The following is an 11656-nucleotide window of genomic DNA, read 5'->3' as shown; positions in this document are numbered from 1 at the left end:
GTTAAGCACGCCGCCAGCGTTCGTCCTGAGCCAGGATCAAACTCTCCAAACAATGTCTACCGTTTGGATTGTGAATCCAAGCAATTTCCGTCAATTAATGACGGGGATATGCATGTGTATCTCATGCACTGGCTTTTAACACACTGTTGAGTTCTCAAGAAACGGACGCGTACTTCCTTGCTCAAAACCGTTCCGGTCTTTCGCTCGGAGGCGTTCATTTCGTTGTGTCTTTATTCTTTCAGCCGTTCAAGTCCCTGTCAAATTGACCCGGCTTGCTCGACCTGCTGGAATTAAGACCCGCCCCGCTTCCGGGACAACCCCTCTAACTTACCAGCCCCCAGAACCAGACGCGCACGTCTCGCACCGAAGTGGAAGGGAGGTTGCCCCCGAGTGAGATCGACGATCAAGCGCCGCCCTCTCGGGACTGGTGAACTCTATGTACGCCTCCGGGAACCGTCAAATCGACGGTACGCACGCCTACCAGGGGTACGTACCGGGCGTGCAAGAGCAAGCGGCGCCAAGGGCGCTCATCATCCTGGTGGGCATAGCGGCCGCCGTCATCGTCCTCTACGGAATCCGTGAGGTCGCGTCGATTGCCGGCCCCATCGTGCTGGCGCTGGTGCTCGTCATCGCCGTCTCCCCCGTGCGGCGCAGGCTCGCCGCCTGGCACGCGCCCACCTGGCTCCAGGTCGCGGTGCCGTTCCTCATCGTCGTGCTCGTGCTTCTCGGCATGGTCGGCATCCTGGTCATCTCGGCCACCCAGCTCGCCTCGTTGCTGCCCTCGTACACCGCCCAGTTCCAGCAGCTGCTCTCCGACGCCCAGCACTGGGCCACCACGCACGGCGTCAGCAACGACGTGCTCAACAAAGGACTGGCGGCATTCGACCCCGGCAAGATCGTGGAATTCGCGCAGGCTCTGCTGGGCAGTGTGATCGCCATTCTGTCGTCGATGTTTCTCATCGTCGTGTTGTTGCTGGCGATGTGTCTCGACGCTCCGGTGACGGCGAAAATACTCACCTCCGGCACGGGCAACGGGGCCCGGCTCGTCCCCGCGCTGGCCACGTTCGCGCACAAAACTCGGCGCTACCTGATCGTCTCGACCGTCTTCGGGATCATTTACGCGGTGCTCGACGTGATCGCCCTGACGCTGCTGGACGTACCGCTCCCGCTGCTCTGGGGTGTGCTGGCGCTCATCGCCAACTACATCCCCAACATCGGCTTCATCATCGGCCTGCTGCCGCCCGCCATGCTCGCGCTGCTGGACGGCGGCGTGCAGAAAATGTTGCTCGTCGTCGCCGCGTACACCGTGACCAATGTCGTCACGCAGTCGTTCATTCTCCCCAAGTTCCTGGGGGACGCCGTGGGGCTGTCGACGACGATGACATTTCTTTCGCTGATCGTGTGGACTTTCGTGTTGGGCCCGCTGGGCGCCATTCTCGCCATTCCGCTCAGCCTGCTGGCGCGGGCGCTGTTCATCGACAGCGACCCGACCGCCGGATGGGTGCAGGCGCTGGTGTCGGGCAAGCTACCCCGCGGGTGAGACCAGGTGGCGCATGGACACCCCGCTCAGCCGCTTGACGTCGTGTGACAGGTGCGCCTGGTCGGCGTAGCCCGCCGTGACCGCCACCTCCGCCAGTGGGACGCCCGCGCGGGCCAGGGTCAGCGCGCGCTGGAACCGGACGATGCGCTGGAGGATCTTGGGCGCGTAGCCGAACGTGACCAGGCTGCGGCGGTGCAGCTGGCGCTCGCTGAACCCCAGGTCCCACGCCACCTCGCCGACCGAGCGGCCCATCCTGAGCGCGCCGGCGATGGCGGCGCCCGCGGGATCGGCGGGGACCTCGCGGGCCAGGCGCTCCCTGACCGCCGCGAGCATCGCGTCGAGCCGCCCGGTAGGCGCGACATCCGCGGAGTGCAGAGACGGGAGGTCGGCGAGCCGAATGGGCTGATCCCGGAGGGACGGGGGGTCAGACGCCGAGACACGCTGATCGCGGAGAGAGGAGAGAGCGAACACCCCGACGGGCTGATCGTGCAGGGAGGTGAGCTCGGCGAGCCCGTCAGGCTGATCACGGAGAGATGGAAGGTCGGAGACCCGGACGGGCTGGTCACGCAGGGACGGGAGGTCGGACACCCGGACGCGCTGGTCGCGCAGCTCCTGGAGCGGGACGCCGAAGAAGTCGCCCACCGCCCCCGGCCTGAAGCGGATGCCGACGAAGGTGTCGCCGGAGGCCATCGGAGTCGGCATGGGCCCGGTGTCCGGACCGGCCACGAACAGCCCTTCAGGCCCCCAGATCAGGTCAACGCAGGCGTCGGGCACCACGAGCTGCGTGGCGTCGGCCTCGCTGACCTGACGCCACACGCAGGCGAGACGGCCCGCGAGGTCGGCGGTCGGAGGCCGTTCCACATACATGCCTCCAACGTACTCCGCCTCACTGACAGAACCCCGGCAGCCTCCCGTACGCCCGCAGCGTCCTGAGCCGGTGCACGGTGAGGTAGCCGCCCCACTCATACTCCACCAGCGGCGTCCACATCAGCCAGTTCCCGCTCCAGCCCCCGTCGTCGGACTGCGCGCGGAGCAGGGCGTCGAGGTGGGCGTCCAGGACGTCCTCCGTGAACATCGGGAGCCGCAGCGGCGACGGCGCGAAATCCAGGGGGAAGTGAGCGTCACCGGGCGCGTCGGGATCGAAGGAGACGTTCGCGAGCAGCGCGTCACGCAGCCGCGCGAACTCCGCCTCCGCACGAGGGCGGTCCGGCACCAGGTCCAGGAACGTCACGACGGCGCGGGCCTCGTACGGGCTGATCTCGGTGAGGGCGGCGATCCGCGACCAGCAGAAGCCGGTCGCGGCGGCGAGCCAGGGATGCGTGCTGCCGTGCTTGTGCAGCAGCCCCGCGATCGACGCGGTGGGGACGAGGTTCCCCGGCGGGTCGTCGGGGGTCTCCCACCACGGCGCGCGGGGCGTGTCGCGGACGGACGGCAGCACGAACGGCACGCCGCCGTCCGGCGTGCCGACCCCGGCCAGGTAGTCGCACGCGGCGGCCACCATCGGCGAGTCGAACGCGTCCAGCTCGTCGAGGATCCAGAACGCCACCTCGACCGGCTCCGGCTGGCTGCCCGCGCCGCGCAGGTCGGGCTCGAGCGCGTTGCCGAAGCCGCCGTCGGTGTTCCGGTAGCAGCGCAGCACGTCGAGCACCCGTTCGCGGGGCCCGTCCCGGAACAGCGCCGCGAACCGCAACCTGTCGAGCAGGCGGCCGTGGAGCTGCAGATATGTCTCAGCACGGTCGATCACGTCCATGACGGCGAAGCTACTCCTTCCCCTGTGCCGTTCTCTTGTCGAAATCGGACATGCTCACGGAGTGGCCAGCGCCTCCGTCGGCGACATCCGCGCGGCCCGTACGGCCGGGTAGAAGCCCGCGATGCCGCCGATGATCAGCGTGGCGAAGACGCCGCCGAGCATCGCCCAGACCGGGACGATCGCGGGCCAGCTCTGCAGGCTCGCGTACGCCGCCGTGACGCCGATGCCGAGCAGCACGCCGCCCACGCCGCCGATGGCCGACAGCAGCAGCGACTCGGCGAGGAACTGAACCCGGACCTGGCCGCGCGTGGCCCCGAGGGAGCGGCGCAGGCCGATCTCGGCGCGCCGCTCCAGCACCGAGATGACCATCGTGTTGGCCACACCCACGCCGCCGACCAGCAGGGCGACGCCGCCGAGGCCGAGCAGGAGCGCGTTCAGCGTGGCGTCGGTGGCCTGCTTGGCGGCCAGGACGTCGGACGGCCTCGACACCTCGACCTCGTTGGGCGTCTCCGGGTTCGCGGTGGCGGCCAGGACGTCGCGGACGGCGGCGACGTACTGCTCCTGGGCCCTGGTGTAGATCGTGGTCGCGTACCCGTCGAAGCCGAGGCGCTCCTCCGCGACCGGCCAGCCGACCAGGGCGGCCGTGTCGAGCTCGGGGGCCAGGGGCGCGGGCGCGAGCACGCCCACGACGGTGAACCACTGCCCACCCAGCCACACCCGCTGGTCGGGACCGGCCTGGACGACACCGAGCCGGTCGGCCGCCTTGGCGCCGAGCACGGTGGCCGGGTAGCGGTGGGTGGCCTCGTTCAGCCAGGCGCCGCTGACGACGGTGGCGCCGGCGTCCTCGATGAGGTCGAGGCGGGCGGCGGTGACGGAGACGCTGCCGGTCTGGGCCTCGGGGATGTGGTCGTTGCGGTAGACCTTGGCCTGCGTGGTGCCGGTGGCGGTGACCGCGGTGACGGGGTCGATCTGGCCGATCATGCCCTCCGACTCGGCGGGCAGGTGGGACGCCTCGCCGAACAGGGTCTGGCCGGGCGAGACGGTGAGCAGGTTCGTGCCGAGCGCTTCGAGCTGCCGGTTGAGGTCCTCCTGGCTGGAGGCGGAGATGCCGACGACGCCCAGCATGGCCGCGATGCCGATGGCGATGCCGAGCGCCGACAGGAACACCCGCAGCGGCCTGGCCCGCAGGCCCGCCCCGCCGACCCTGATCACGTCGCGCGGCCGCATCCGGGCCGCAACCAGAGGAGTCATACCCGGGCTCCTTCCACGACCAGGCCGTCCAGCATCTCGACCTGCCGGGGCAGCGAGGACGCGATGTCGCGGTCGTGGGTGATGACGACCACGGTGGTGCCGCCCGCGTTCAGCTCGCGCAGCAGCTCCATCACGCCCGCTCCTGAGCGGGAGTCGAGGTTGCCGGTGGGCTCGTCGGCCAGCAGCAGCCGCGGCTCGCCGACCACGGCGCGGGCGATGGCCACGCGCTGGCGCTCGCCGCCGGACAGCTCGTGCGGGCGGTGGCCGAGCCGGTGCCCGAGGCCGACGCGTTCGAGCGCCTCGTACGCCCGTAGCCGCCGCTCCCGCAGGGACGGACCCGCGTACAGGAGGCCGTCGGCCACGTTGTCCAGCGCGCTGACCCCGGTGGCCAGGTGGAACTGCTGGAAGACGAAGCCGATGACGTTCGCGCGCAGCGCGGAGAGCTGCTTGTCGGTGAGCGAGCCCACGTCGTGCCCCGCGATGCGGACCAGGCCGCCGGACGGGCGGTCGAGGGTGCCGATCATGTTGAGCATGGTCGACTTGCCCGAGCCGGACGGGCCGACGATGCCGACGAGCTCGCCGTGCTCGATGCCCAGGGAGACTCCACGGAGCGCGGCCACGTCGCCGTAGTCCTTGCTCACGTCGTGCAGTTCGACGATCACTTGGGCACCGCCACGGTCGTGCCCTCCTGGACGCCGGTGACCTCGACCCGGCCGTCGGCGAACATGCCGGTCTCGACCGCGGCGTAGCGGGTGGCCGGGCCCTCGACGACCTGTACGCCGTAGCCGCCCTCGGCCAGGGCGAACAGCGCGCCGACGGGCACGGCCAGGACGTCCTTGCGCTGGTCGGAGACGATCGTGACGTCCACGGGGGCGGCGTCGTACGACTTCTTCAGCCCGCTCACCGAAACCTTGACCTCCACGGTGGTGGTCGTGTCATTGCCGCTGCCGGTCTCGGTGGCGACCTTGCCCACGCGGGTGATCCTGCCGTTCACCTCGGTGCCGTCGGGCAGCTCGACGGTGGCCTTCATGCCCTTCCTGACCAGGTGCTCGTCGGCAACGTCGAGGTTGACGAGCACCTGGCGGGTGGTGCCGGTGGCGGTCAGCACGGGACCGCCCGCGCTGTCGCCGAGCGCCTTCTTCAGGTCGGCGACCCGGATGGGGCCGTCGGCGACCACGACGTCCCCCGGCTGGATCCTGCCGGTGACGTCGAGCCCGAGGTCGTCCTGCCAGTCCTCGACCGCCTCCCTGGTGGCCCACGTGAACTCGCCGTCCACGTCGAATCCGGTGTAGCCGAGCTTCTCGAGGTTGCGTTCGAGCAGTTCGACGTCCTTGCCCTCGACCCCGTCCTCCAGCGTGCGGTAGAGGGGCATGGTGCCGTACAGGAGGGGGCGGCGGTCGGCGTCCACGCTGTAGACGGCGTGGCCCCGGGTGATCGTGGTGCCCTCACCGGGGAGCCAGGTGATCGTGCCCTGGGACTTGGCGGTGACGGTCAGGGGGTCGCCGTAGCCGAGGGTGCCGTCCACGGTCTTCGTCTCGGTGAGGGTCGTGCGGGTCACCTTGGCGGTGGCCGGGGGTGTACGGGTGGCGGCGGCCGTACCGGTGCCGTCTCCGCCGAAGCCCACGGCGGCGGCAGCGACGGCGGCGGCGAGCAGCGCGGCGCCGCCCGTCCAGGCCAGCGCCCGCAGGGGGCGGCGACGGCGGGGCGGTAAGGCGCGGGCGGCCGTCGAGGGCTCCTTGACCTGCGTCACTTCCGCTCCCCCATCTTCGGGAACTTCTTGCCACAGATCTCGAAGGCCTTCTTGAACGTGGGGTCGTTCCGGTCCAGCTTCAGCGCGGTGCCGCTGGAAAAGCTGCCGTCGGGGTTGGGGTCGGGCCAGTCCACGCCGTTCTCGCGCATGCACCTGGCCAGCTCGCGGAGCTTGTCGACCTGCTCCGGGTCGAGGTTCTTGCGGTCTTTGAAGGGGGCGTAGGCCTGGCAGGCCGCGACGGCGTCCATGACCTTCTTCTTGTCGGCGTTCTCGCCGATCGCCTGGAGGCCTCCACCCCCGTTCGGGTCCGGGTCCTCCATGGGGATCCCGTGGTCGCGCATGCACTGCGCGAACTTCCTGCCCTGCTCCTGCGGGTCCGTCGTGCCGGTCGGGCTCGCGCTCGCGGAGGGCTTGGCGGAGGAGCCCACGGCCACGGAGGCGACTCCCGTGTCACCCTGCCGGCTGCCGCAGCCGACGGCGAACGCGGCCAGCAACCCGATCAGCAGCGGGGGCGCGATGAGTGTCTTCGTCATGCCTCCGAATGTGCCGAGCGCCGTTCAAAGCGAGCTGGGAGCCGCCTCGGAGCCAGGTAGGAGGACGCGGAACGTCGCGCCCTCGCCCGGCGCGGTGTCCACCTCGACGCTGCCCCCGTGGGCGCTGACGATGGCGGAGACGATGGCCAGGCCGAGCCCGGCGCCGCCGTCGGCCCTGGATCTGCCCCGGCCGACGCGGTAGAGGCGGTCGAACAGGTGCGGCACGTGCTCGGGCGGCACGCCGGGCCCGGTGTCGGACACCTCCAGCACGGCCAGGCCGTCCGATCTGCCGACCTTGACGGTGACGGACGCGTCGGGGGGAGTGTGGCAGAGCGCGTTGCCGACGAGGTTGGCGGCCACCTGGCGCAGGCGGGCGTCGTCGCCCGTGATCGTCACGGGTGCGAGGGGGCCGTCGAGGGCGGCGAGCCTGACCTGCCGGTCCGGCGCGCGTACGCGGGCGTCGCGGATCGTGTCGGCGGCCACCTCCAGCAGGTCCACGGGCCGCCGCTCGATCGGGCGTTCCTCGTCGAGCTGGGCCAGCGTGAGCAGGTCGTTGACCAGCACGCCCATCCTGGCGGCCTCGTCCTCGATCCGGTGCATCGCCTCGCCGGCGTCGCCGCCCCTGCGGTGCAGTTCGGCGAAGCCGCGCACGGAGGTGAGCGGGGTGCGCAGCTCGTGGGAGGCGTCGGCGAGGAAGCGGCGCATGCGGGCCTCGGAGTCGGTCCTGGCTGCGATCTCGGACTGGAGGCGGTCGAGCATGACGTTCATGGCGCGGGCCAGGCGGCCGGGCTCGGTGTGCGGGTCGTCGGCGGGCACCCGGCGGTCGAAGTCCCCGCGGGCGATGTGGCCGGCCGTGGCCTCCATCCTGGTCAGCGGGCGCAGGCCGAGGCGTACCAGGGCGCCGGCGGCCAGGCCGAGCAGGAGCAGCACGAACACTCCCACCGCGACGAAGATGGCGACGGCGGAGGCCTGGGTCTGCTCGACCTCGGAGAGCGACTGGGCGAACACCACGGTGTTGCCGTTGGACGCCTTCGTGGCGCGGACCCGCCAGGAGGGCCCCGAGGTGCCCGGCGCGGTGTAGTTCTCGCCGATCCTGCCCTCGTCGATGACGGGGCCGGGCTCGTTCGGGTCGCCGAACTTGAACCGCAGCGTGCCGGCGGTGTCGTACATCATGACCTGCTGGACGGCGGCGATCCGTTTCGTGAGCACCTCGGAGACGACGTCGTCCACCGGGAGCGGCTGGAGCGTCCGCACCTGTGAGAAGAGGTCGCCCTTCTTGATCGTGACGATTCTGCTGAGCTGTTCGAGTTGCTGGTCCACCCGGCCCATCAGGTTGCCGCGCAGCAGTACGACGCCCGCCACGGTGGAGAGCACCAGCCCCAGCGTGGCGACCCCGAGCACGGCCATGACCAGGCGGGTGCGCAGGGTCCAGGCGGCCGGCCTCACCGCGGGGTCCTCAGCGTGTAGCCGACGCCGCGCACGGTGTGGATGAGCTGCGGCTCCCATTTGTCGATCTTCTTGCGCAGGTAGTAGACGTACGACTCGACGATGCTGGAGTCGCCGTCGAAGTCGTAGTGCCAGACGCTGTCGAGGATCTGCGCCTTGCTCACCACCCTGCCGGCGTTGGTGAGGAGGTATTCGAGGAGGTTGAACTCGGTGGGCGACAGGTCCACCGGCACTCCGGCCCGGGAGACCTGGTGGGCCGCGGGGTCCAGCTCCAGGTCGGCGTAGCGGAGCACGTCGTTGCGGGGCGTCGAGCGGCTTCGGCGCAGGATGGCGCGGATGCGCAGCACCACCTCCTCCAGGCTGAACGGCTTGGCCACGTAGTCGTCGGCGCCCAGCGTGAGGCCCTGGACGCGGTCCTCGACCCGGTCGCGGGCGGTCAGGAACAGCACGGGGACGCGCTCGCCCAGCCGCCTGGCGACCTCGAACCCGTCGAAGTCCTCCAGCATCACGTCGAGCACCACGATGTCGGGGTCGAACTCCCTGGCGGCCGTCACCGCCTCCGCACCCGTCTCCGCGGTCCTGACCTCGAACGACACCAGCCGCAACGTCTGGGAGAGCAGGGCGCGGATGTTCGGCTCGTCGTCCACGACGAGCACCCTGGCCGGTCGGTCCATGGGTAAAGGTCTACCCGAACCACCTCAAAGCTGGCTCAAAGCGCTCATCTCACGTCGAAGATCGGCGCGGAGGCCATGGCCGATGCTGCCGGGCGCGCCACACAGGAACACGGCCGAACCCGGCGCCGGCCGCGCATCACATTTAATTCCGTTGCCCGGACGACGGACCGCTGCCTACTGTGACCGGCATGACATGCATGTTCTCCTGCCCGGTTTTCATTCGCATCCGCCACGGCCGGGCTCTGGCCCGCTAGCGGACGCGAACACCTGAGGCTGTAGCGTCCGCACGCGCGCCCAGGGCCCTTCGAGACCTGTCAATCTCGAGGACCCGAAAGGGCAAGTGCTGTGGCGCAGAATTTCGCGCACGGAAACTATTCGCATACTCAGCGTAAAGCCAGGAATGGCGGCGACGGTCGCACGCCCAGAGACCGGGCGAGGCGCACGCTCTCGCAGAATTTCCTGGCCGACCGGCATGCCGTCGATCTGATGGTGAAGGCCGCCGCTCCCGACGGGCTCGTGCTGGAGCCCGGAGCCGGGGAGGGCGTGCTCACCCTGGCGCTCGCCGAGGCGGGCGCGCGGGTCGTCGGCTACGAGATCGACCCGCTGCTCGCCGGGCGGCTGGCCGCCCGTACGCGCAGCGATCCCAGGATCGACGTGGTCAGGGGCGACTTCACGGCCGCGCGGGCGCCGCGCGAGCCGTTCGCGGTCGTGGGCAACATCCCGTACTCGATCACGTCGAAGATCGTGGACTGGTGCCTGCGGGCGCCGGCCCTGACCTCGGCGACGCTGCTCACCCAGCGGGAGTACGCCCGCAAGCGGTCGGGCGACTACGGCCGCTGGAGCCTGGTCACGGTGGAGTCGTGGCCGTGGTTCCGCTGGCGGCTCGGCGACACGATCGGCAGGGAGAGCTTCCGCCCCGTCCCGTCCGTCGACTCGGCGATCCTGCGCGTCCAGCGCAGGCCCGAGCCGCTCGTCGCCTCGCGCCGCTCCTACCAGGAGCTGGTCGAGCTGGGCTTCGGCGGCGTCGGCGGCTCGGTGCGCGCCTCGCTGAGGACCCGTTACCAGGGGGTGGACGCCGCGCTGAAGGCGGCGGGCGTCGCCCGCGACACCGTCGTGGCCCACGTCCACCCCGACCAGTGGATCATCCTGTGGGAGGGCCTATGCCGGTGAGCTGACCTTGGCCTGCTTCGACGGGCCGACGAGAGGAGCCAGTCCTGGGGCCGTGGTCGCGACGCGGCGGCCCCAGGGCATGGCCAGCGCCAGGATGGGCAGCAGCACGATCGACGCCCGCGACCAGTCCTGGTGCAGGTACCACCAGCTGTTGACGTCGAACTGCGTCATGTAGAGGTAGCCGTATCCGGACCAGATCGACACGCCCACGATGGCCGGCCAGGCGAACCTGGTGGGCCGGGCGACCAGGAACGGCATGAACCACATCAGGTACTGGGCCCCGAGCCGGGGCGTCACGACCATGAAGACGAGCAGGATGGCCGTCGTCATGTCGATCGGGTCGGCGCGCCGCCAGTAGAGCACGGCCGCGATGACGCACAGGTAGATCAGGTTCGTGCCGAACGAGGCCAGGTCGGGCCGCAGCGCCCAGTCGCCGCCGGTGTACCAGGGGGTCCAGCCCCACTCGCCGACGATGGGGCGGATGTCGCGGATGGTGTTGATGACGGCGGGGATCTGGTTGAGGGACGTGCCCGCGAAGACCGGCAGCGTGACCAGGAAGAACAGCGGCACGATCCCGGTGGTGAACATCGCGGCGACCCGGGAGCGCAGGTTGGGCAGGAGCAGCAGCATGCCGGGGATCAGCCAGATCGGCCAGCTCTTGGCGCACAGCGCCAGGCCCATCAGCACCCCGGCCAGCGCGCCCCGCTTGAGGTCGGCCCTGTCGCCGGGGGCCGGCAGCAGCGCGCGGTGCAGCATGCCGCCGCGGCCGAGCACGCGCGGGATCGAGGAGCGCACGCCGTACGCGGCCACGCCGGCGCGCACCCGGGCGACCACGTCCGTCGCGATGCCGGGACGCTCCAGCGCGCCGGGGCCGCGGGCGACCACGAACGCCGCCACGCCGAACACGAGCGCGACCGGCTCGACCTGGCCATGGATGGCGGCGATCATCAGGGCGAGGGGGTTGAGCGCGTACTGGAGCGCCCGCAGCGACGCCTTGGGGCCGCCGGCCAGCTTGGCCACCAGCGGGATGAGCGCGATGTCGGCGACCACGGTGACCAGGCGCCCGGCGTACTCCCACGGGATGCCGAGCCACAGCAGGATCCCGTACACGTACGGGATGGTCGGCAGGAAGTGCCAGCCGCCCTCGCTGGCGAGCACCGGGTCCTGGCCGCGCAGCACGGCCTCGCCCGCGGGCTTGAAGCTCTCCATGAAGTCGACGGGTTGCCACGAATCGATGGCCGACGTGTACATGATGAGCAGGCGTACGGCCACGCCGACGACGATGGCGACGACGAGCGGTGGACGCCAATCCCGCCATTGGGCGACTAGAGCGAGTACGACACCGGCGACGAGGACTATCCCCGTGAGAACTGCGTAATCCATGGCGGCCTCTAGCCTGCCGTAACTCCGGCAGTGGTTTCCACCAGGGCTTCCAATTCTTATCCCCGACATGCCGATACGTATGGCGATAGAGCATCACTGTCTGTGTTGAACTTTTTCCATGGGGGGATCGCAGGTCAACCAGGCACTGGTCAGGCTCTA

The 11656-nt window shown here is 70.2% G+C and carries 11 protein-coding genes; 2 read left to right on the top strand and 9 right to left on the bottom strand.

Annotation, left to right across the window (positions count from 1 at the left end; all coding sequences use genetic code 11):
- Positions 1–499 precede the first annotated feature (499 nt).
- Positions 500–1540 carry an AI-2E family transporter gene (locus AB0J87_RS07340; protein ID WP_363963074.1) on the top strand — a complete coding sequence of 347 codons (1041 nt, stop codon included), beginning with the start codon at positions 500–502 and terminating at the stop codon, positions 1538–1540.
- Here AB0J87_RS07340 and AB0J87_RS07335 read toward each other — a convergent pair.
- Genes AB0J87_RS07335 through AB0J87_RS07300 form a run of 8 tightly spaced genes read right to left on the bottom strand, consistent with a single transcriptional unit; the run spans position 1526 to position 8944 of the window.
- Positions 1526–2407 (bottom strand): DUF6597 domain-containing transcriptional factor, encoded by an 882-nt coding sequence (locus AB0J87_RS07335; protein WP_363963072.1) that lies wholly within the window; start codon positions 2405–2407, stop codon positions 1526–1528. The two genes, AB0J87_RS07340 and AB0J87_RS07335, sit on opposite strands and share 15 nt — an antisense overlap.
- Before the next feature lie 19 nt (positions 2408–2426).
- The gene (locus AB0J87_RS07330) at positions 2427–3290 is read right to left on the bottom strand and encodes a hypothetical protein (protein WP_363963070.1); all 864 of its coding nucleotides are present in this window, start codon (positions 3288–3290) and stop codon (positions 2427–2429) included.
- Positions 3291–3344: 54 nt separating this feature from the next.
- Positions 3345–4541, bottom strand: a complete 1197-nt coding sequence (locus tag AB0J87_RS07325; RefSeq protein ID WP_363963068.1) for an ABC transporter permease — start codon at positions 4539–4541, stop codon at positions 3345–3347.
- Entirely contained in the window at positions 4538–5200 is a 663-nt protein-coding gene (locus AB0J87_RS07320; RefSeq protein ID WP_363963117.1) for an ABC transporter ATP-binding protein, read from the bottom strand. Before AB0J87_RS07320 ends, AB0J87_RS07325 begins: the two co-directional genes overlap by 4 nt.
- Positions 5200–6291 carry a peptidoglycan-binding protein gene (locus AB0J87_RS07315; RefSeq protein WP_363963066.1) on the bottom strand — a complete coding sequence of 364 codons (1092 nt, stop codon included), beginning with the start codon at positions 6289–6291 and terminating at the stop codon, positions 5200–5202. Before AB0J87_RS07315 ends, AB0J87_RS07320 begins: the two co-directional genes overlap by 1 nt.
- Complete coding sequence (locus tag AB0J87_RS07310) at positions 6288–6824, bottom strand: hypothetical protein (protein WP_363963064.1); 537 nt, start codon at positions 6822–6824, stop codon at positions 6288–6290. The genes AB0J87_RS07315 and AB0J87_RS07310 overlap by 4 nt, the downstream gene beginning before the upstream one ends.
- A gap of 24 nt (positions 6825–6848) precedes the next feature.
- Complete coding sequence (locus AB0J87_RS07305) at positions 6849–8270, bottom strand: ATP-binding protein (RefSeq protein ID WP_363963062.1); 1422 nt, start codon at positions 8268–8270, stop codon at positions 6849–6851.
- Positions 8267–8944, bottom strand: a complete 678-nt coding sequence (locus AB0J87_RS07300; protein ID WP_355210078.1) for a response regulator transcription factor — start codon at positions 8942–8944, stop codon at positions 8267–8269. The genes AB0J87_RS07305 and AB0J87_RS07300 overlap by 4 nt, the downstream gene beginning before the upstream one ends.
- Before the next feature lie 345 nt (positions 8945–9289).
- Between AB0J87_RS07300 and erm the strand changes: the two genes are divergently transcribed.
- Entirely contained in the window at positions 9290–10114 is an 825-nt protein-coding gene (erm, locus tag AB0J87_RS07295) for an ErmE/ErmH/ErmO/ErmR family 23S rRNA (adenine(2058)-N(6))-methyltransferase (protein ID WP_363963060.1), read from the top strand.
- Here erm and AB0J87_RS07290 read toward each other — a convergent pair.
- Complete coding sequence (locus AB0J87_RS07290) at positions 10103–11497, bottom strand: hypothetical protein (RefSeq protein ID WP_363963058.1); 1395 nt, start codon at positions 11495–11497, stop codon at positions 10103–10105. The two genes, erm and AB0J87_RS07290, sit on opposite strands and share 12 nt — an antisense overlap.
- Positions 11498–11656: the final 159 nt, after the last annotated feature.

Source organism: Nonomuraea sp. NPDC049625 (genome assembly GCF_040675285.1).
Taxonomy (GTDB): Bacteria; Actinomycetota; Actinomycetes; order Streptosporangiales; family Streptosporangiaceae; genus Nonomuraea; species Nonomuraea angiospora_A.
The sequence above is the reverse complement of the archived record's forward strand: the minus strand, read 5'-3'. Positions and strand labels throughout refer to the sequence as shown.

Bases quoted from the DNA above. Each gene is read 5' to 3' on its own strand.
- AB0J87_RS07335 (WP_363963072.1), bottom strand. From the start codon at position 2,407: ATGTATGTGGAACGGCCTCCGACCGCCGACCTCGCGGGCCGTCTCGCC.
- AB0J87_RS07330 (WP_363963070.1), bottom strand. From the start codon at position 3,290: ATGGACGTGATCGACCGTGCTGAGACATATCTGCAGCTCCACGGCCGC.
- AB0J87_RS07325 (WP_363963068.1), bottom strand. From the start codon at position 4,541: ATGACTCCTCTGGTTGCGGCCCGGATGCGGCCGCGCGACGTGATCAGG.
- AB0J87_RS07310 (WP_363963064.1), bottom strand. From the start codon at position 6,824: ATGACGAAGACACTCATCGCGCCCCCGCTGCTGATCGGGTTGCTGGCC.
- AB0J87_RS07300 (WP_355210078.1), bottom strand. From the start codon at position 8,944: ATGGACCGACCGGCCAGGGTGCTCGTCGTGGACGACGAGCCGAACATC.
- AB0J87_RS07290 (WP_363963058.1), bottom strand. From the start codon at position 11,497: ATGGATTACGCAGTTCTCACGGGGATAGTCCTCGTCGCCGGTGTCGTA.